The sequence below is a fragment of the Aeromonas sp. LsrichE-8G genome, assembly GCF_022869435.1.
GTDB classification, from domain to species: Bacteria; Pseudomonadota; Gammaproteobacteria; order Enterobacterales; family Aeromonadaceae; genus Aeromonas; species Aeromonas caviae.
Genome location: NZ_JALIHH010000115.1, coordinates 67,313 through 84,166, shown reverse-complemented (window position 1 = coordinate 84,166; position 16,854 = coordinate 67,313). Strand labels below are relative to the sequence as shown.

Below are 16,854 nucleotides of genomic sequence, written 5' to 3'. Positions count from 1 at the left end.
CTGGACGGTCAGCTGTTCGTGATGGTTGCAAGCAGGGCATGGATTGCGTTGATTGATACCGCCTTGTCCGCATCAGGAGCAGGAAGGGATCGCATAACCCCCTCCATCTGGCGCAACTCGGCCTCGGTGTTAACACCGATCAAGCCAGCCAGCGCCGAGCGCAGCAAGGCAATGTCAGCCTCGGCCTTTCGCAGCGGATGCGCCTTGCACACTTTGATGTGATCGGTCAGGACTTGGCTGCCATGTGCCGGGGTATCCTGCGGATATTCGTGGCCACAATACACACAGGTGAGAATTCTTTCGTTCATGTCGTGTTTTCCTCTAACCATTCTGTTCGCTTGATGCGACCGCCCAGCGATAGCCGCCGTGGGTCGCCTGAGAGTTGTTCAGGCACCGGGTGATGCTGACCCGCACAAACCCGCCTGTTCGTTCCGCCTCGACAATGCTGTCGAACCTCACAATCTGCTGCTCGTCGTTGATGCCGATCACTGGCGTCTTGTGCCATTGCGGATCCCGCACTTGGTCCACGAAGAGGCGGCGAGTGTGCCGCCCTCTGCCGTTCTCCCCGACCATGCAAAAGTGCTCAACCCGGGTGGTGAAGCGGGCCTCCCTGTGTATCTGGCCCATCACGATGCTGGCCTTGCTGACCGTGAGGGAGAAGGCCGCAGCCACCTCTGCGCTGATGGCGCCATCGGTTCGGGCATGAACCCACTCGGCAACCTCCTGAATGATGCTCATGCTGCCACCTCATTCACTCGAGTAATGGCATTGACCATCACGCTCTTTTGCGTGACGGGGCTGAGGGTCGGCTCATTATGCAGGGCGTTCATAAAGGCGATGACGGCCTCCTGGCGGTGCAGGTCGAGCATGGGGAAGGCCTCGGTGAAGTTGTATCCTTCAACCTCCTTCAGAGTGGAGACAGCCTTGCGCAGCAGCACCTTGGTTTCCTCGTCCAAAGTGGTGTATTCGTCCATCAGCTGCTCGTCGCTGACCGAGATGGCGATGGCCACCTCGCGGGCGCTGTAGGTCTCCTTGATGCCGTAGAGCACGGTCAGCACGGCGACAAAGCACGACCACTCGGCGCCGCCCAGATTGAGCTGGTCGTTCTGGTAGTCGAAGGCCCAGTCCTCGAGCGGTTTGGTGCTGAACTCCTCGGCCACCTGGTGGGCATCCGGTTCTTGTCCCGGAACATCGACCATATCGAGCTGCTGCTCGGCATGGTCTGGCTCGGGGCTGGTGGGCTCGGCGCTTTGGGCCAGCAGCTCGGCGGCCTTGGCGGTGGCCAGCGTCAGCAGATCGCCGGGGGCCGTCAGGTTGTCGATGATCCAGGCGGCCAGCTCTGCAGTCTTGGCTGGGGTCAGGATGTCGGCATCGTCGATCTGGTAGATGATCGCCTTCACTGCTGGGTGACGCTGCCAGCGGGGCAGGGTGGGGGCGCGGTTATCTTCCATGACAAAGCCCTGGTGGATAGGCTGACCGGCCAGCAGGTTGGCGGCGGCCAGCTCGAGCCGATAGAAGATCTCGGAGAGCGGATAAGGCTCGTCCAGCCAACCCTGCACATAGCCCCTGACCGTATCCTGTTGCTCTTCGCCGAGATAAACGCGCCCAATCTGCTTGGCCATGATGCTGCTGGCATCGGCATAGCCCAGTTCGGCCAGCTTGGTGCTCGCACTGGTGGGGATCGTCTGCTCCAGCATTGCCAGCTCGCTGGCAGCTGCGGCGTTGGTTGCCTCATCGCTGGCCACTGGTGGCTCCCATGCTGCTGGCTCGGCTACCGCGGGTTGCTCCTGCATCATCGCTGGCTCCAACGCGGTCTGGGCAACCATGTTGTTGGTGTCGCCGATATGGTTAGGCTCGACCATTTTCCCGGCGTCGGGAACATGGCCCTGACGGGTCTTCGCGAGGGAGTACTCGGCCTCCTCGATAAGGGTCACCGCCTGGCGGTGGATCATATCGAGGATGATCTGACCGGTGGTGATGAGGTCGTCACGGCGCAGGCGTGCCTCGGGGCGGCGCTCGCCCTGCCAGCTGGCGTCGAAGATCACTACGGCTGAGGCGAAGCCGCTAGAGCTGGGCTTGTCCTTCTTGGGGTCGCGAGGCACGTACCAGCTCGGTACCTCAAAGCCGATACGGCCGCTGATGAACTGGATGAAGTCGGCATCTTCCGGCCACCAGGTTTCGCTGGTGGCGGCCTTGATGAGCAACATGATCTTGGCGCCCAGCGCCCGTTGCTCGCGGCAGTAGTTGAGGATGGCCTCCATCCCGGTGATGGGGTTCCCCTCGCTATCCGTACAGGGGCGCGAGTAGGGTGGGTTGGCGTAGGCGGCGCCCCCCAGGCGGCGCAGGTCGGCGGCCAGCTCCTGGGTCAGGGCGTTGTCTGCGGCATCGTAGTAGTGCGGCAGCAGGTGGTTGCAGTCGTCGGCGAACATGTCGAGCACCACCGGCCCCAGGGTGGGGGCGAACTTGTGGAACAGGCCCCAGGCCAGCGCCTTGGGGGTCTGCCACTGATCGCCGATCTGCTTGAGTTCGTGGTCAGGCTGGGCCTGCAGCTCGGCCAGCGCTTGGGCGTAGTGGTTCATGCCGCCACCTCGGGGCTGGTGGGGTACCAGGCAAAGCCGTCTTCTGCCTGGCGGATGACTTTGCCGCACTTCATGGCGAGGTGGAACTCGGCGGTGGCGCCCTGGCTATCTCGCCAGCCTGGGAGCATGACCAGCTCGTCGGCGAGCATGACCATGGGCAGGCTGCAGGCCATGTACTCGGCTTGGTTCAGGCCCTCGGGGAGGATGGCAGGGTTGAGCGGGATATGGCCGCGCTCACGCTGGTGGTTGGCCTCGGCATGGAAGGCGGGGCGGTTGCAGTCAGGCATGCCGGTCATGGGGCCGGCGATGTAGATGCGCTTTTGGTGGTGTTGGTTCGACATGGGTCATCCCGTGTACTGATGAGTACGGGATAAGTTAAGTCATCCAAACGCTAAAGTAAAGGTTGATGTTGTGAATGCTTAACACTACTGTTGGTAAAAGCCCGCCGTGCTGGTGGGCTTGAGTGCAGTAGTTTCTATTTCACGGCCTGAAGTTGTTTTGCAACATCTCTAGCCACTTGGGAGGCAACATCGTCCCAAGCTGCTTCCAAGATACCTGTAGCGCTCATACCGCCTATGGATGGATCATTTTTACGTGAGAAATAGGTTTTCACCCACTGACTTTTGCCCAAGGTAAGCTTGGCTTTGAATGTTATCTCACCTACGTCTAGAGAGGGGGTTACATTAAATACGCCAGCTGAATACTCGAATTTTGACTTTGCTTCAATAACATCAATCAGTAAAGGAAGACCATTTGGAGAAACCTGAGTGAAAGCGCTAATGGCTTCACTGATCCTAGCTGCCATGGCGACACCGGTCGGAATCCGGGTTTGGGATGCGCTGCCCACATAGCCAGAAGCACCTTGAACATCGATCCTGGTTGGGAAGCTTGATGGGGCCCATGTGATCATGACCGCTGGCAAATCTCTATCTACAGCTTCTTTTTGGAGTTCTTGATATGTTGGATATGAGAGGCGGTTGTTGAATGGCAGCGTCACTGCACAACCACTGAGAACACTAATAGCTAGGGTTGTTATTAATAATGGTTGAACTGTTTTCATATTAATCCTTTGTTTTTATTTTTAGAACCAATGTTATTTTGACAGATTTTTCTTAGCTTATAGAAAATAAAAGCATAAGACACCATTGTTGAATTTATGGTTGTTTAATTGGCTGTCTATTAAGGGCTGAATTGTTCAGTCCTTTCACTTATAACAGTTTTCAATCACCCCAAACTATTCCAGCAAGGTGATACATTGGAATTGTTATCTGCGCTTTCTTCTTCGGCGATGTTCAACCATAGTGCCGATGATTTGGATATGCTGGCGATCCGAGCGCATGGTGGGAAAATCGTCGTTAAGTGGGACTAGTTCAAAGACCTCTTGGCCATCCTCTCCGATTCCCCTAGGGCGATATTTCTTGAACGTTGCAGCTTCCTCACCATTCTTGGCAACTACGAAATCCCCTGGGTGAGGGTGTTCGTCCGGGTCAATCAGCACCACATCCCCTTCGACAAACTCCGGTTCCATGGAGTGGCCTTTCAACTCTATGGCAAAAGCCCGCTCCCCCAGTTCGAGGTCTGTGGTGATGTAGGCCATATTGCCATCGCACTCGCGGATCTCGTTTGGTGCTGTCCATACCCCTGCCTGCACATAGCTGATCACCGGGATCCGGTGAGTGTCTGGTGATGCTATCTCCATGTTCTGACCAGAAGGCTCGCCCTTCCCATCCATCAACCAAAACACAGAGACGGAGAGTGCCTTTGCCAACTCGGAAAGGTTCTTTGCGTCAGGGGTATATACCCCATTCTCCCACTGTGAAATGGATGCCTTGTTTGCGCCTATTTTGTCGCCGAGTTGCTGCTGGGTCATTTTCAGGCGCGACCTAGACAGCTTGATGCGTTCTCCGATGCTCATAGTTAAGTAATTTAAACCTTTTGGCGTTAATTGTGCTTGACCGGAGGGTTGCGCTTGCTTAACCTTTCCTCATCGACAGGAGGGGCTATGAAGAAACTAGACGTTATCGCCTACTTTGGCGGGGTAACAAAGACCGCGAAAGCACTCGGCATAAGCAAGTCGGCAGTGTCGCTATGGGGGGAAGAAATCCCTTACGGTCGCGCTTGTCAGGTCCAGCTCCTCACCAAGGGGAAGCTGAAAACTGAGCAGGTGCGACCATCATGACAAAACCCACCAGAACAACCACGAGAGTGAAGCGGGAACACTCCCACCTTTCTGACCCCATTGACGCCGCTTATCAGCTGAGCCGCCGGTACAACATCACCGACCTGGCCCGCCTGATGGGCTCCAAGCGCCCGACCACCCTGAACAACAAGTTCAATCCTGCTTGCGAAGACCACCACCTGACCCTGTCCGAGGCGATGGCGGTGACCGAGCTGACCGGTGATAACGCCATCCTGCAGGCCTGGGCGCTGGCCCGCGGCCATACGCTGGTGGCCCTGCCGGATAGCACGGTGACCGAAGAGGAGCTGGCCGACCAGGTGATGCTGGTGGGTGAGGTGGTTGCGGCGGTGTTTGGTGAGTTGCGTGAGGCAAGGCAAGACGGGGTGATTGACCCCATTGAGCGGAAGGCTATCACGGCGGCAGTGCACCGGGCCATCAAGGAGCTGCTGAGCCTGGAAGAGTCGGTAGCCAGTCAGGTGCGCCCGTTCCCGGGGCCACATGCACAAGGAGAGAAGTGATGAAGGAAGCACAAAAAGAGTGGGCCGGCGCTGCGGTAACAGCCCGACCCGAGGTTGGTTTTCGCGGAGAAAACAACGTGGACAAGCGTACCCAACAATCGCCGAGGGCGCAAGGCAGTCGCCGCTCGTGCATCCCGCCCATGTTGCCGAAGCTGGTGGTGGGCACCCGGGGGGCCTTTCTGGTCTACAGCGGGTTGCGCATTCCGGCCACGGCCGAGCAGGTGCAACGCCACCTGGCCTGTTTGCAGCAACACCTGCAGGAGGTGGCTCATGCATCCTGAGCTGTTTATCGAGCGCAACGTGGCGCAGCTCCTGACGGCGGGGGGATACACCCCGGATGTGGTGCACACCGCAACCCAGGCGGCCCTGCGGCATTTTCGCACCACGCCGTGCTTTGCCAAGGGGCAGGCCTTTGCCAAGTGTCTGGCGGAGGGAAAGAAGATGGCCAAGTTGCTGCAACGCAAGCTGCGCCAGCAGGAGAAGGACGCCAAGAAGGCGGCCAAACCGACGCGAGTGAAGAAGGTGAGCCATGGGTGAGGTAGTCAGACTGGCGGCCCCGGTGGCCGCCCCTGTTTCGCGAGGATGCAATGTGGCCGACAACCGTCGCAGTGGGTTTGTCCTGCTGTACAAGAGCCTGAAGGAGGTGCCGTTTTACCGCGATCCGGTGCGCAAGGCGCTGTGGCTGCACCTGCTGCTGGAGGCGGCGCACGAGCGCTGCGAGGTGAGCTTCAACGGCAATCGCCTGTTGATCCAGCGTGGCCAGGTCGTAGGCTCTGCCCGTTCCCTTGGGGAGGCCTGTGGCATCTCCGAAGACAGTGCCCGCCGATCCCTGGATGCTTTCGAGCAGGAGGGGATGATCAGCCGCTCCAGCAAGCAGGGTACCCGTGGTTATACCCTGGTCACCCTGCTCAATTACGACCCTTACCAGCGCGGAGTTTCAGAACACATTGGCGCGGAGTTTCGCGCGGAGTTGCAACCCGCATCAAAGCAGGGGACTGAGGGGGTATCGCAATCTGATGGCGCGGAGTTAGGCGCGGAGTATCACGCCGAAGATCTAAACAAGATAAACAATAAAACAAACAAAGATCTTAAAGACTCTTCGTCGCAACTCGCTGACGCGACTTTCGACCAGCAGGGGGAGGGAACTGCCATCGAGAGGGTTGCCGATCCCGAACCCAAGGCCCGGGTGATTCCCGAGGCTGCCATCCAAACCCCGAGCGGCAAGGCGTGGGGAACCGGTGATGACCTGATGACCGCGCAGTGGATGTTCCGGCGGGTGCAGTTGATCACCCCGACCGCCATTGAGCCGAACTGGGCGCAGTGGGCGAACGTGATACGGCTGATGCGCGAGCTGGACCAGCGCAGCCACCGCGATATCTGCGAGCTGTATGACTGGGTGAGCCGGGATGCGTTCTGGTGTGCCAACGTGCTGTCGCCGCAGAAGCTGCGCCAGAAGTGGGACCAGCTGCAGGCCAAGCGCGGTAATCCATCTGGCGGCCACCAGCGCCCCCTGTCCAATCTGGCGCAAGCCCAACAGCAGGCCCAGGCCCTGCGAGCCGCGGGGGTCGATTATGACGACAACACTCCCCTCTAACGTGACCAGTCTGCCCGTGAATCAGGCCAGTCTGCAGGTGAGCACCGGCATGTCGATGTTCCTGGCCGATGAGCTGTTGCCGTTGATGGCTGGGTGCTGGCCCGCCAGTGCCAGCCAGTTGGATGCCAATGCTCGCGGTGTGGCCATGGCCTGGGGTGTTCAACTGCGCGGGTTCACCGCCCAGCAGATCCGCGAGGCGGTGTTAGAGCTGGCCGATGACGCTGGCCGCCAGTTCGCCCCGCGCCCGGCCGAGGTCAAGGCCAGCATCCTGCAGCGCAATCCGGTACCGAAGTCTGCCCCTGTTGGCCGCCAGGTCTCTTTGCGAGCCTGCGAGATGCAGGCGGAGGCCCGTGTCTATGTGCGTGATCGCGAGGTGACCGATGAGGCGGTTCAGGTCGAATTGCTGCAGGTGCAGGCCGAACTGCGCCGCGAGGGTGTGACGATTACCGGGAGGATGGGGTGATGGCTGTGACGTTCAGTGAGGCTTGTGAGCGGGACATTCGCAGCGCCCGGTATGTGCGGGTGGCGGTGTACCCGGAGGTGAAGGACTGGTTGCCGGTACAGGTGCGCCTTGAAGTGTCGGATTGCCCGCGGCAACTGGGGTTCACCTCGAAGGCCCACCGGGCCGGGCACTACCTGGTACAGGGTGCCGAACTGGCTGAGGTGATGAAGGCGGTGAACGCCCTGCGCGGCCAGCAACAGCGGCCCGCCACGCTGGAGATGATCCCATGCGCGATTTCATGAGGGGCACCCTGATGGTGGTGGTGCTGGTGGGGTTAGCGGTGTATCTGGCCGCGAATGTGTCGATGGGGGTGAGGTGATGGAACTGATGATGCGGGGGGCAACCCCTTTGACGATGACCAGCGTGGAGATCGCCGAGCTGACCGGAAAGCGCCACGACAACGTGATGGCCGATATCCGCAAGATGCTGGTGGAAATTCAATCTCCTGAGAAGTCAGGCGATTACCAGGATGGCCGTGGTCGCACCCAGCCGTGCCTGTTGCTGGACAAGGACGAGACCCTTTGTCTGGTGGCCGGTTACAGCGCCCAGTTGCGGATCCGGATTATTCGCCGCTGGCAGGAGCTGGAGCAGCAAGCCCACCAGCCCGCGATGATAATCCCCCAGACCCTGCCGGAGGCACTGCGCCTTGCTGCCGAGCTGGCCGAGCAGAAGATGGCGCTGGAACAGAAGGTGGCGATGGATGCCCCGGCGGTGGAGTTCGCCAAGCAGATCGCCAGTGTGGAGAAGGGGATCACCTTGTCGGCGTTCGCCAAGACGGTGGGCCTTGGCCCCAATACCCTGTTCACCCTGCTGAGGGAACGCAAGATCTTGATGAGTTGCCGCGGGGAGCGCTGGAACCTGCCGATGCAGGAGTATGTGGACCGCGGGCTGTTCGCGACCCGGGAGAGCTCGTTTGACAGCAACGGCGAGCGGCGTATCAGCTTCACCCCCCTGATCACCGGCAAGGGCCAGCAGTGGCTGGTGGAGCGACTGATCCGTGACGGCATCCTGCGTGGGGTGGCGGCATGAGTCACAACCTGGCCCTGTTGCCATCGTCTGAACGGCAGCGCATCGAGTTGATCAAGCAGGCGCACCTGCTGGTGTGGCGCCGTCGCCGCAACGAGATCGGGCGTGAGGTTGTGGTGGCCGCCATCGATGAGGTGGATGAAGAGCACCGTGAGTGGTTTCGCCAACAGTTGAATGCGATCAGGGGGCAAGCGTGAGCGCAGGAAACGCCGTGTTTGTCGAAGCGCTGGGGCTGGCCCTGGTACCGCTGGGCGACAGCCTGCCGGCGGTGAGGCGTCAACTGGCTGGCAAGCCGGTGCGCCTGGTGCGCGATCAGGGGGCTGACCTGCTGGCCCAGTACCCTGAGCTGGTGTCGGCCCTGGCCTGCGCCGCAGTGGTCAATGCCGCCGGTGGGGAGCTGCTGACCGCCAATGCCACTGCTTGCGTGATAGCCGATGGCTGCATTGGGGAAACCGTCACCGCAGAGGTGGAGGGGGTCCATCTGCCTTTGTGCTGGCATCACGACAACGAGCACCGCAATGGGCAGTTACCGATCCGCCTCGCCGATGTGGCCGGGTGGCTGGCGCAGCTTGTGCTGCAGCGGGTCGCTGGCTGGTGTGGGGTGGCCGCTGCTGACCTGACTGCCCGGGATCTGTGCTGGTGGGCGACCGTCTATAAGGTGCTGCCTTCATTGCCGGATCCGCTGCTGCGCTCTGCCTGTCGCCTGGCACCCATCGAACCGGATCGGAAGTGGTCGCCCCGTGGTAACCGGGAGACCGATGCTCGCTATCGTGATCATCGCCTTGAGGTGGCAGAGCGCGATCCACTGGCCGATCTGCGGGCTCGCATCAATGCCAAACCAGCTATTCGTCAGATCGACCCAGAACCCGCGGCCCTCCACCTGGGCAGGCCCAAGCGCCAGCGCTGGGAGTGTGCAGCCTACCTGGCCTTTGTCCGGCAGTTGCCCTGTGTGGTGACTGGCCAGCGCGAGGGCATCGAGGCGCACCATGTCGTAGGTCACGGTATGAGCGTGATGGGCAGCAAGGCGCATGATCTGATGGTGTTCCCACTCGCCCACCAGCCACACATGGAGTTGCACCGGATCGGGTGGAAGGCTTGGGAGGCCAAGCACGGTTCGCAGTTGGAGCACGTTATCAACACACTGGAGCTGGCTTGCTCCTTGGGAGTGTTCAATGCCAAAAGCTGATTCATGGACAGTGACCCTGCCATGGCCCCCTTCAACCAACCTGATCTGGCGCAATGTGGCCGTGAGCGGTAAGCCCAGAACCCTGCTGAGCCAGGAGGGGAGGGTTTATCGCAAAGCTGCGGCCGATGCCTGTCTGGCTGCCAAGTTAGCCGGCAAGCAGATTCCCGATCGGCTGGCCCTGCGGCTGGTGGTGCAGGCCCCTGACCGGCGAGCCCGGGATCTGGATAACACGGTGAAGGCGGTGCAAGACGCCCTGACCCACGCCGGGGTGTGGCTGGACGATAGCCAGATCGACCGGTTGCTGGTGGAGCGCGGGCCGGTAGTGAAAGGGGGAATGGTGTCGGTAACGGTGGAGGTGATGAGTGCGCTTTGAATATGCAATTACCGTAGGGGATCCGCGTTCTGTGATGCTGCAGGCCTATCAGGCCCAGTCAACGGAGCGTTCTCATCTGACAAAGAGTGATGTGATGACGGCATTGGGAATGGTTCAGAAGCACAATGGTGCCGGCATGGCGCTGGTGATGGCGCGTTACTGCAAAGACCTAGGGGATGCTAAGAAGGCCCTGCTAGCTGTGCAAGCCGAGTGCGCCAAGATTGCCCCCCGCTATGTGGGGGCCAACAAGGAACGTGGCCATGGCATGGCCTTGCGCCGGGTGGCCGAGCTGGCCCTGGAACACTACTGCCGCACTGCTGACACTCCTGGGGCTTCCTGTCACCCGCAGTTCTGCCGGGGGCGGGGAGTGATCCGCGACCTGGAACTGAGCCGCCTGCACGGCAAGGCGATTGATAAGGTGTGCCCACGCTGTGGTGGTACCGGGCTACGCCCCATCCCGGGTACTCAGATCAGACGCGCCATTGAACCGTTGGCTGGTGGACTGACCCGTGGGCAATGGGAGCTGGGCTGGTATCCGCTCTATCTGGCCGTGCTGGATTGGTGCCACCAGCAGGAGTCAGCGGCGCAGGTGCGCTATTGGTATACGACGCGGTAAGTCACTTGCCCCTAGAACCCCGCTTCGGCGGGGTTGTTGCTTGTGCAGGTGAGGGTGGCTTGACGGCCACCTGCAATTTTGTGTAGGCTGATTACCAACGATGGAAGACTGCACCCGAAAGGTTGTGGTCTTTTTTATTTCTTGCTCTCAAACCTCGGCCTTGCCGAGGTTTTTTCGTTTCTGGGGTGGATTCATGAATCAAGGCCATGAGCAGATCGCTACCACTGTGGTCGGTGAAACTGCGAAATCTGCCCCTCCTGTAGCGGTGGTGAGTATGTCGTGGGCTGGTGTCTCTTTGAATGACTGGGTGCTGATCGCGACGCTTGTGTGGCTTTCGGTTCAGATCGGCTGGTTTATCTGGTCGAACATCATCAAGCCACGCGCCAAGCAGGCGGGGTAGGCATGACAAAAGTACGAATTGCCATAGCGGCGCTCACTCTCAGTGCTGCCGGCTTTGTGGGGATCCTGAATCGGGAGGGGTTTGAGCCGACGGCTTACCCCGACCCCGTACACGGTACCAAGCTCCCCACTATCGGCTTTGGGAGCACCGAAGGGGTCAAGATGGGTGACACCATCACGCCCGTCGCCGCGGTGAACAGGAGCCTTCGGGAGGTGCGGGTGTTCGAGAATGCCCTCAAGGCCTGCATCAAGGTGCCACTCCACCAGTATGAGTTCGACGCCTATGTCGAGCTCTCCCACAACATCGGTCCCGGCGCCTTCTGCCGATCCACCATCGTGAAGCGCCTGAACGCTGGCGACTACCCCGGGGCCTGCGAGGCGATCCTGCTATTCAAGCGTTCCGGCAACCAGGACTGCTCGGTACCGGGGAACCGGGTATGCCCCGGGCTCTGGAAAGACCGGCTGCGCCTCAATGCGAAGTGCAAGGGGGTGTGATGGGAGTGACTCAGCAGAGCAAGGTGCTGCCGTTCCTGGCCGGTGCCTTGGTGATAGCCGCCCTGGCCGGCGGTGGGGTGGCGCTCTACTGGTCTGGTCAAGCCAATGGGAAGGAAGGGGAGCGCAAGACCTGGCAGGCGAAGTGGGATGAAGAGGCGACCCGTCTGGCCACGGCCAGGACTAAGGCAGAGCTGGAGGCTCGGGAGGAAGAACTGCGCCGCCAGGCAGAAATCGATGAGGTAAGAGAGCATGCGCAAGAACAAATCGCCCAAGCACAAGCTGATGCCGATGCTGCTAGCCTTGAGTCTGGCCGGCTGCGCGAGCAAGCCCGCCGCCTGGCAGCCCGAGCAAGTCAGTGCGCCAGCAATCCCGGGGCTGCCCAAGGAGGCCCGGCAGCCGGACATCCTGCCATGGTGCTCGCCGACCTGCTCAGCCGGGCTGACGAAAGAGCGGGTGAGTTGGCAGCAGCGTATGACCGAGCTCGAGCATCAGGATTAGCCTGCGAACGGGCTTACCAGTCTCTGGTTAAGGAATAGGATGCCACCGAAACGGATGAAGCCATGCCGTCACCCCGGTGGCTGCCCAGCCCTAACTGCTGACCGTTCCGGCCTGTGCGATGCGCATCGCGTTTCGGGCTGGGTGGCGCACCAGGCGGGAAAGTCGCGGCACCAACGAGGGTATGGCAAGGAGTGGGACAAGCTCCGCCGCATCATCTTGGTGCGGGACAACTACCTGTGCCAAGCCTGCATCAGGACAGGGGTCTATACCCAGGCCACCACGGTTGACCACATCAAGGCCAAGACCCACGGCGGAACGGACGACCATGCGAACCTTGAGAGTCTTTGTGCTCCTTGTCATGGTGCCAAGACCGCCCGCGAGCGACTGAAAAGCCGGTGAAATGGCCTGAGTTTGAGGTGCTGACCGGAAAACATGCCCTTTTGATGCCACCCCTTTGAGATCCTTTTCGGGATCCAACCTGACCCATTGAATCCAGGCCGGGCGCGGACCAGGCGGGGAGGGGGTGGTCAAATCCCTACAGCTTTTCGCCCCTTAGTACCGCCGCCCAGGGATTTTTACACGGGCGGGAAATAAGAAAAATTTTCCAGCGTGATGTCACGGCCACCGATTGAGGTGGCGGCGTGATGTCACACGAGGTGCGTTTATGACAAGAGCCGCAGGGGGAGGCCGCCCGACTGGCGGAGATCTGCCGGCGGTTGCCTCCGACCAACTGATCACCAGGGCGCCCCCGGTTCCCGAAGATTTGCAAGACTCCGCCCCCGCTGCTGCTTTGTGGAAGCAGACCATCAAGATCCTGATCAACCGCAAACAGCTCACCGGAGATCACCTGCCGCTGGTGCTGGCCTATTGCGACTCGTTCGATCTGTATCTCACCGCCAAGAAGATGATCAAGGAGGACGGGATCACCACGCCGACCGAGAGCGGCATCAAGAAGCACCCGGCGGTCGCTGTGCGTCAGGATGCGCTGTCTACCCTGGTGCGGGTCGGTAGTCTGCTTGGTCTGGACCCGACCAGTTACCGCCGGCTGATGGGAGGTGGCGGAGGCGGCGACCCCGAGGGGGACAATGAATTTAGGACCTTCTGACCATGGCCGCCAATCCGAATGTCAACGCCGCGAACAAGTACGCCCGCGACGTTGTCTCGGGTCGAATCACCGCCGGGCTCTATGTTCGGCAGGCCTGCCAGCGCCACCTGGACGATCTGGAGAAGGCCAAGGATAAAGCCTATCCGTACAGGTTCGACATCGCCGCCGGCGAGCGGGCCTGCAAGTTCATACAACTGCTTCCCCACACCAAGGGGAAATGGCGGCGCCTGCCGCTGGCCCAGCGCCGTATCACCCTGGAGCCGTGGCAGCTGTTCTTTCATGCCTGCGTCTACGGCTGGAAGCGCAAGAAGGACGGCCTGCGCCGGTTTCGGCGGGCGGCCCTGTTCGTGCCGCGCAAAAATGGTAAGTCCATCGTCGCGGCCGGGAACGGGCTCTACATGTTCGCCGCCGATAACGAGCCGGGCGCCGAGGTGTATTGCGGGGCGACGACCGAGAAACAGGCGTGGGAGGTGTTCAAGCCAGCCCTGCAGATGACGCACCAGTTACCCAACCTGCGTCGTCATTTCGGTGTCATGGTCGCCGCCAAGAAGATGATGCGCCAGGATGGCTCTGTGTTTGAACCCATCATTGGTAACCCCGGCGATGGCTCCAGTCCCCACCTGGCGATTGTCGATGAGTACCACGAGCACGACACCGCCGAGCTGTTCGACACCATGGACACTGGCATGGGGGCCCGTGAACAGCCGCTGATGCTGGTCATCAGTACGGCGGGCTTTGACCCGACCGGCCCCTGCAAGCAGTTCTGGGACGAGTGCGTCAAGATGCTCGCGGGGGTCGAACCCGATGACGAGCTATTCGCACTCATCTACACCCTGGATGATGGGGATGATCCCTACAGCATCGAGGCCCTGCGCAAGGCCAACCCCAATTTTGGCGTGTCGGTGTTCGAAGATTACCTGGCGGCCCAGTTACTACGTGCCAAGCGCAGCGCTCGCAATCAGACCAAGTACCTGATCAAACACTGCAACGTCTGGACGACTGCCGCCGTCACCTTCTTCAACTTCGGCCACTGGCAAGCCGCCAGCAACCCGGCGCTGAGGATAGAGGACTTCATCGGTTGCCCCTGCTGGTTCTCGCTCGACCTGGCCAGCAAGCTCGACGTCTGCTCCATGGTGATCGTGTTCGCCCGCTACGAGTCGGACGGCCAGCTCCATTACTACCTGTTCAGCCGCCACTGGCTGCCGGAGGAAACGGTCAACGACCCGGACAACCGCAATATGGCGCGCTATCAGGAGTGGATCGCTACCCCTTGGCACAACAGCGGAGGGGTGGCCCTCAATGCCACCGATGGCGCCGAGATAGATTTCGGCGAGATCGGGGGAGAGGTGATCGGCCTGGCGAATGTCTACTCGCCCCGCGAGGTGCCGCACGACCCATGGAACTCGGCGCAGCTCGCCCAGCAAATCGCGGCGGCCGGCTGGCTGCCGGTGGCGATCCCGCAGACCACGGCACACCTCAGCGCGCCGATGAAGGAGATCGAATCGGCGATCGCCTCCGGGCGCCTGCACCATGACGGCAATCCGGTGCTCAACTGGATGATCTCCAACGTCATGGCGAAGGAGGATGCCAACGAAAACGTGTTCCCTCGCAAGGGGAATCGCGACGCCAAGATCGACGGCGCCGTTGCGGCCATCATGGCCGTGGGCCGCGCCATGCTCAACAAGGGCGAGTTTATGAGCCCCTATGCAGATGATGACTATGACCCGACTGATGCGCGTCTTGATTGACGCAGCGCTGCTGCTCGGCCTCTGCCTGATTGGCGCCGGGGCCTACTTCACCTATGGCCTCGGTCCTGCCCTACTGCTGGTCGGTGGCTTGCTGATAGGGCTGGCCCTGCTGGTCGTCCTGGTAATTTTGAAACGATGGGGAGACCGCCATGCTCGGGATGTTGCTCGGGAGTGAATCGCGCGCAGAGGTGCTGTCCTCGTCAGATCCGGCGCTGGCCGAATGGTTTGGCCTGGCCCCGATGACTGACAGCGGCATCGCCGTTACCGCCAAAACTGCCATGCGCCTGGCGGCGGTCTATGCCTGTGTCCATCGGCTATCGAGCAACATGGCCCAGCTCCCGCTTCATGTAATGCGCCGGGACGGTAGCAACGTGGTGGACGGCAACGATCATCCTGCCCACGCCCTGCTCTCCACCTCGCCCAACCAGTGGCAATCCAGCTACGACTGGCGCGAGCAGGCCCAGCAGGTGGTGCTGACCAATGGCAACGCCATCACCCGGTTGCGCCGTGACCGGCGTGGTCAGCTGATCGAACTGGATTTGTTCGAGCCGGAGCACATCGGCGAGCCGGTCAAAGGTGCCTCCGGCTGGTATTACCCGGCCTATGACGCCCAGGAGCAGCGCTGGTTTGCACTGCCGATCTATGACGCCGCCCACATCAAGGGATTTGGCGGCAGCCGCTACTGGGGAATGAGCCCGATCCGCTACCACGCCGAGACCATTGGCCTGGGCCTCGCGGCCAAGAAATATGGCTCGCAGTTCTTCGGTGGCGGTGGTCGCCCCTCCGGCATTCTGATCGACAAAACCCCCAACGCTGTTGGCGATCTCGGCAAGCAACACCGCGCCAACCTGAAATCTGCTTGGAAAGAGGGCGGTATCGGCAAGGGTAGCGGCCGCACAGCCCTGCTCTCGGGAGATCTGGACTACAAGGCGATCACCATCTCGCCGGAAGAGGCGCAGTTCCTCGACACCCAGAAGATGAACCGCAGCGAGATCGCCGGGCTATTCAACGTCCCCAGCCACATGATCAACGACCTGGAGAAGGCGACCTTCTCCAACATCAGCGAGCAGGCCATCCACTTCGTGCGCCACAGCATCATGCCCTGGGTGGTGCGCTGGGAGCAGGAGCTAAACCGCAAGCTGTTCACGGATATGGAGCGGCGGGCGGGTTACTACGTCAAGTTCAACCTGGCCGGTCTGCTGCGCGGCACCGCCAAAGAACGGGCCGAGTTCTATCACTACGCCATCACCGATGGCTGGATGTCCCGCAACGAGGTCCGTCTGCTCGAAGATAAGAACCCGAGGGATGGGTTGGACGAGATGCTGGTCTCTGTCAACGCGAGCAAGCTGATCGGCGATAAAGACAAAAACACCAACGACGAGGTTAAAGATGACCCAAGCAACAGCGACCAGTGATCGGGAGCGCCGCTTCTTCCGCTGCGAGGTGCGCGCCGATCCCGGTGCGGAGGGGCAAGGGGCCAAGATCATCGGCTACGGCGCTACCTTCAACAGCCTGAGCGAAAACCTCGGCGGCTTTCGCGAGATCATCAAGCCCGGCGCTTTTGACAGCGTGATGCAGGACGATGTGCGCGGCCTGTTCAACCACGACCCCAACTTCGTGCTGGGCCGAACCAAGAGCGGCACCCTGCGCCTGACCCTGGATGACACCGGGCTGCGGTACGAGATCGACGCCCCGGACACCCAGACGGTACGGGATATGGTGTTGGCCCCGCTGCAGCGGGGAGACATAGACGGTAGCTCGTTCAACTTCCGGGTGGCCCACGATGGCGAGCGTTGGTACTACGACGATGATGGCCTGCTGATCCGCGAGATCACCAAGTTTGCCCGCCTCTATGATGTCGGCCCGGTGGCCTTCCCGGCTTACCCGGATTCTGCCGCCGCCTCCCGATCCATGCAGGAGTACCTGGCCACCGAAGCCCGTGCCCTTGCCGCTGAGGATCGCGAGCGCCGGGAGCGAGAATTGAACCTGATCGGCGCATGACTGCGCTGTAAACCATGACCCGCTTCGGCGGGTTT

The 16,854-nt window shown here is 60.9% G+C and carries 27 protein-coding genes; 21 read left to right on the top strand and 6 right to left on the bottom strand.

The genetic code is table 11. The annotated features are described in order from the left end of the window. Positions 1-8: 8 nt before the first annotated feature. From MUW49_RS16230 to MUW49_RS16205, 6 genes are all read right to left on the bottom strand, one after another. Positions 9-308 carry a hypothetical protein gene (locus tag MUW49_RS16230; protein ID WP_041205538.1) on the bottom strand — a complete coding sequence of 100 codons (300 nt, stop codon included), beginning with the start codon at positions 306-308 and terminating at the stop codon, positions 9-11. 13 nt (positions 309-321) lie between these two features. Further along, positions 322-738: a hypothetical protein gene (locus tag MUW49_RS16225; RefSeq protein ID WP_161470043.1), complete on the bottom strand. Its 417-nt coding sequence runs from the start codon at positions 736-738 to the stop codon at positions 322-324. Further along, a complete protein-coding gene (locus MUW49_RS16220; RefSeq protein WP_244812970.1) occupies positions 735-2,579 on the bottom strand; it encodes a phage N-6-adenine-methyltransferase in 1,845 nt (614 codons plus the stop codon). Before MUW49_RS16220 ends, MUW49_RS16225 begins: the two co-directional genes overlap by 4 nt. Beyond that, on the bottom strand, positions 2,576-2,920 hold the full coding sequence (locus MUW49_RS16215) for a DUF4406 domain-containing protein (RefSeq protein WP_244812969.1): 345 nt from the start codon (positions 2,918-2,920) through the stop codon (positions 2,576-2,578). The genes MUW49_RS16220 and MUW49_RS16215 overlap by 4 nt, the downstream gene beginning before the upstream one ends. A 134-nt stretch (positions 2,921-3,054) precedes the next feature. After that, entirely contained in the window at positions 3,055-3,639 is a 585-nt protein-coding gene (locus tag MUW49_RS16210; protein ID WP_244812968.1) for a hypothetical protein, read from the bottom strand. Positions 3,640-3,843: 204 nt separating this feature from the next. Then, positions 3,844-4,494, bottom strand: coding sequence for a S24 family peptidase (locus tag MUW49_RS16205; protein ID WP_041211151.1), 651 nt, complete (start codon positions 4,492-4,494; stop codon positions 3,844-3,846). An 87-nt stretch (positions 4,495-4,581) separates the two neighbouring features. Between MUW49_RS16205 and MUW49_RS16200 the strand changes: the two genes are divergently transcribed. The 21 genes from MUW49_RS16200 (at position 4,582) to MUW49_RS16100 (ending at position 16,819) form a co-directional block, all read left to right on the top strand. Further along, positions 4,582-4,758 carry a Cro/CI family transcriptional regulator gene (locus tag MUW49_RS16200; protein ID WP_050498207.1) on the top strand — a complete coding sequence of 59 codons (177 nt, stop codon included), beginning with the start codon at positions 4,582-4,584 and terminating at the stop codon, positions 4,756-4,758. Further along, a complete protein-coding gene (locus MUW49_RS16195) occupies positions 4,755-5,276 on the top strand; it encodes a phage regulatory CII family protein (RefSeq protein WP_244812967.1) in 522 nt (173 codons plus the stop codon). The genes MUW49_RS16200 and MUW49_RS16195 overlap by 4 nt, the downstream gene beginning before the upstream one ends. After that, positions 5,276-5,557 carry a hypothetical protein gene (locus tag MUW49_RS16190; protein WP_244812966.1) on the top strand — a complete coding sequence of 94 codons (282 nt, stop codon included), beginning with the start codon at positions 5,276-5,278 and terminating at the stop codon, positions 5,555-5,557. The genes MUW49_RS16195 and MUW49_RS16190 overlap by 1 nt, the downstream gene beginning before the upstream one ends. Further along, a complete protein-coding gene (locus MUW49_RS16185) occupies positions 5,547-5,813 on the top strand; it encodes a hypothetical protein (protein ID WP_244812965.1) in 267 nt (88 codons plus the stop codon). The genes MUW49_RS16190 and MUW49_RS16185 overlap by 11 nt, the downstream gene beginning before the upstream one ends. Before the next feature lie 52 nt (positions 5,814-5,865). After that, positions 5,866-6,870: a hypothetical protein gene (locus MUW49_RS16180; RefSeq protein WP_244812964.1), complete on the top strand. Its 1,005-nt coding sequence runs from the start codon at positions 5,866-5,868 to the stop codon at positions 6,868-6,870. Next, positions 6,848-7,333, top strand: coding sequence for a hypothetical protein (locus MUW49_RS16175; RefSeq protein WP_244812963.1), 486 nt, complete (start codon positions 6,848-6,850; stop codon positions 7,331-7,333). Before MUW49_RS16180 ends, MUW49_RS16175 begins: the two co-directional genes overlap by 23 nt. Further along, entirely contained in the window at positions 7,333-7,614 is a 282-nt protein-coding gene (locus MUW49_RS16170) for a hypothetical protein (RefSeq protein ID WP_244812962.1), read from the top strand. Before MUW49_RS16175 ends, MUW49_RS16170 begins: the two co-directional genes overlap by 1 nt. A gap of 76 nt (positions 7,615-7,690) precedes the next feature. Beyond that, a complete protein-coding gene (locus tag MUW49_RS16165; protein ID WP_244812961.1) occupies positions 7,691-8,401 on the top strand; it encodes a phage regulatory protein/antirepressor Ant in 711 nt (236 codons plus the stop codon). Then, the gene (locus MUW49_RS16160) at positions 8,398-8,595 is read left to right on the top strand and encodes a DUF3283 family protein (protein ID WP_041211153.1); all 198 of its coding nucleotides are present in this window, start codon (positions 8,398-8,400) and stop codon (positions 8,593-8,595) included. The genes MUW49_RS16165 and MUW49_RS16160 overlap by 4 nt, the downstream gene beginning before the upstream one ends. Next, complete coding sequence (locus tag MUW49_RS16155) at positions 8,592-9,584, top strand: DUF968 domain-containing protein (RefSeq protein ID WP_244812960.1); 993 nt, start codon at positions 8,592-8,594, stop codon at positions 9,582-9,584. The genes MUW49_RS16160 and MUW49_RS16155 overlap by 4 nt, the downstream gene beginning before the upstream one ends. Beyond that, positions 9,571-9,957 carry a RusA family crossover junction endodeoxyribonuclease gene (locus MUW49_RS16150; protein WP_202605893.1) on the top strand — a complete coding sequence of 129 codons (387 nt, stop codon included), beginning with the start codon at positions 9,571-9,573 and terminating at the stop codon, positions 9,955-9,957. Before MUW49_RS16155 ends, MUW49_RS16150 begins: the two co-directional genes overlap by 14 nt. 94 nt (positions 9,958-10,051) lie before the next feature. Continuing rightward, complete coding sequence (locus MUW49_RS16145; protein WP_244812959.1) at positions 10,052-10,573, top strand: antitermination protein; 522 nt, start codon at positions 10,052-10,054, stop codon at positions 10,571-10,573. A 193-nt stretch (positions 10,574-10,766) separates the two neighbouring features. Continuing rightward, complete coding sequence (locus tag MUW49_RS16140; RefSeq protein WP_244812958.1) at positions 10,767-10,973, top strand: hypothetical protein; 207 nt, start codon at positions 10,767-10,769, stop codon at positions 10,971-10,973. Positions 10,974-10,975: 2 nt separating this feature from the next. Continuing rightward, entirely contained in the window at positions 10,976-11,467 is a 492-nt protein-coding gene (locus MUW49_RS16135; protein WP_045525021.1) for a lysozyme, read from the top strand. Further along, complete coding sequence (locus tag MUW49_RS16130; protein ID WP_307774023.1) at positions 11,410-12,003, top strand: DUF2514 family protein; 594 nt, start codon at positions 11,410-11,412, stop codon at positions 12,001-12,003. The genes MUW49_RS16135 and MUW49_RS16130 overlap by 58 nt, the downstream gene beginning before the upstream one ends. Position 12,004: 1 nt before the next feature. Continuing rightward, a complete protein-coding gene (locus MUW49_RS16125; RefSeq protein ID WP_161470033.1) occupies positions 12,005-12,364 on the top strand; it encodes an HNH endonuclease in 360 nt (119 codons plus the stop codon). Between the two features lie 265 nt (positions 12,365-12,629). After that, positions 12,630-13,070 (top strand): phage terminase small subunit P27 family, encoded by a 441-nt coding sequence (locus MUW49_RS16120; protein ID WP_223940217.1) that lies wholly within the window; start codon positions 12,630-12,632, stop codon positions 13,068-13,070. 2 nt (positions 13,071-13,072) lie between these two features. Next, positions 13,073-14,818 carry a terminase TerL endonuclease subunit gene (locus MUW49_RS16115; RefSeq protein WP_244812957.1) on the top strand — a complete coding sequence of 582 codons (1,746 nt, stop codon included), beginning with the start codon at positions 13,073-13,075 and terminating at the stop codon, positions 14,816-14,818. After that, a complete protein-coding gene (locus tag MUW49_RS16110; protein ID WP_128341918.1) occupies positions 14,802-14,993 on the top strand; it encodes a hypothetical protein in 192 nt (63 codons plus the stop codon). The genes MUW49_RS16115 and MUW49_RS16110 overlap by 17 nt, the downstream gene beginning before the upstream one ends. Continuing rightward, on the top strand, positions 14,968-16,233 hold the full coding sequence (locus tag MUW49_RS16105; RefSeq protein WP_244812956.1) for a phage portal protein: 1,266 nt from the start codon (positions 14,968-14,970) through the stop codon (positions 16,231-16,233). The genes MUW49_RS16110 and MUW49_RS16105 overlap by 26 nt, the downstream gene beginning before the upstream one ends. Further along, a complete protein-coding gene (locus tag MUW49_RS16100) occupies positions 16,208-16,819 on the top strand; it encodes an HK97 family phage prohead protease (protein ID WP_244812955.1) in 612 nt (203 codons plus the stop codon). Before MUW49_RS16105 ends, MUW49_RS16100 begins: the two co-directional genes overlap by 26 nt. Positions 16,820-16,854: the final 35 nt, after the last annotated feature.

What these genes read in the sequence shown, in the direction of transcription:
- MUW49_RS16100 (WP_244812955.1), top strand. Translation starts at nt 16,208, where the DNA reads ATGACCCAAGCAACAGCGACCAGTGATCGGGAGCGCCGCTTCTTCCGC.
- MUW49_RS16110 (WP_128341918.1), top strand. Translation starts at nt 14,802, where the DNA reads ATGCGCGTCTTGATTGACGCAGCGCTGCTGCTCGGCCTCTGCCTGATT.
- MUW49_RS16120 (WP_223940217.1), top strand. Translation starts at nt 12,630, where the DNA reads ATGACAAGAGCCGCAGGGGGAGGCCGCCCGACTGGCGGAGATCTGCCG.
- MUW49_RS16190 (WP_244812966.1), top strand. Translation starts at nt 5,276, where the DNA reads ATGAAGGAAGCACAAAAAGAGTGGGCCGGCGCTGCGGTAACAGCCCGA.
- MUW49_RS16230 (WP_041205538.1), bottom strand. Translation starts at nt 308, where the DNA reads ATGAACGAAAGAATTCTCACCTGTGTGTATTGTGGCCACGAATATCCG.
- MUW49_RS16195 (WP_244812967.1), top strand. Translation starts at nt 4,755, where the DNA reads ATGACAAAACCCACCAGAACAACCACGAGAGTGAAGCGGGAACACTCC.
- MUW49_RS16145 (WP_244812959.1), top strand. Translation starts at nt 10,052, where the DNA reads ATGACGGCATTGGGAATGGTTCAGAAGCACAATGGTGCCGGCATGGCG.
- MUW49_RS16220 (WP_244812970.1), bottom strand. Translation starts at nt 2,579, where the DNA reads ATGAACCACTACGCCCAAGCGCTGGCCGAGCTGCAGGCCCAGCCTGAC.
- MUW49_RS16140 (WP_244812958.1), top strand. Translation starts at nt 10,767, where the DNA reads ATGAATCAAGGCCATGAGCAGATCGCTACCACTGTGGTCGGTGAAACT.
- MUW49_RS16175 (WP_244812963.1), top strand. Translation starts at nt 6,848, where the DNA reads ATGACGACAACACTCCCCTCTAACGTGACCAGTCTGCCCGTGAATCAG.
- MUW49_RS16215 (WP_244812969.1), bottom strand. Translation starts at nt 2,920, where the DNA reads ATGTCGAACCAACACCACCAAAAGCGCATCTACATCGCCGGCCCCATG.
- MUW49_RS16115 (WP_244812957.1), top strand. Translation starts at nt 13,073, where the DNA reads ATGGCCGCCAATCCGAATGTCAACGCCGCGAACAAGTACGCCCGCGAC.
- MUW49_RS16105 (WP_244812956.1), top strand. Translation starts at nt 14,968, where the DNA reads ATGCTCGGGATGTTGCTCGGGAGTGAATCGCGCGCAGAGGTGCTGTCC.
- MUW49_RS16150 (WP_202605893.1), top strand. Translation starts at nt 9,571, where the DNA reads ATGCCAAAAGCTGATTCATGGACAGTGACCCTGCCATGGCCCCCTTCA.
- MUW49_RS16130 (WP_307774023.1), top strand. Translation starts at nt 11,410, where the DNA reads ATGCCCCGGGCTCTGGAAAGACCGGCTGCGCCTCAATGCGAAGTGCAA.
- MUW49_RS16185 (WP_244812965.1), top strand. Translation starts at nt 5,547, where the DNA reads ATGCATCCTGAGCTGTTTATCGAGCGCAACGTGGCGCAGCTCCTGACG.
- MUW49_RS16200 (WP_050498207.1), top strand. Translation starts at nt 4,582, where the DNA reads ATGAAGAAACTAGACGTTATCGCCTACTTTGGCGGGGTAACAAAGACC.
- MUW49_RS16170 (WP_244812962.1), top strand. Translation starts at nt 7,333, where the DNA reads ATGGCTGTGACGTTCAGTGAGGCTTGTGAGCGGGACATTCGCAGCGCC.
- MUW49_RS16205 (WP_041211151.1), bottom strand. Translation starts at nt 4,494, where the DNA reads ATGAGCATCGGAGAACGCATCAAGCTGTCTAGGTCGCGCCTGAAAATG.
- MUW49_RS16210 (WP_244812968.1), bottom strand. Translation starts at nt 3,639, where the DNA reads ATGAAAACAGTTCAACCATTATTAATAACAACCCTAGCTATTAGTGTT.
- MUW49_RS16160 (WP_041211153.1), top strand. Translation starts at nt 8,398, where the DNA reads ATGAGTCACAACCTGGCCCTGTTGCCATCGTCTGAACGGCAGCGCATC.
- MUW49_RS16135 (WP_045525021.1), top strand. Translation starts at nt 10,976, where the DNA reads ATGACAAAAGTACGAATTGCCATAGCGGCGCTCACTCTCAGTGCTGCC.
- MUW49_RS16125 (WP_161470033.1), top strand. Translation starts at nt 12,005, where the DNA reads ATGCCACCGAAACGGATGAAGCCATGCCGTCACCCCGGTGGCTGCCCA.
- MUW49_RS16225 (WP_161470043.1), bottom strand. Translation starts at nt 738, where the DNA reads ATGAGCATCATTCAGGAGGTTGCCGAGTGGGTTCATGCCCGAACCGAT.
- MUW49_RS16165 (WP_244812961.1), top strand. Translation starts at nt 7,691, where the DNA reads ATGGAACTGATGATGCGGGGGGCAACCCCTTTGACGATGACCAGCGTG.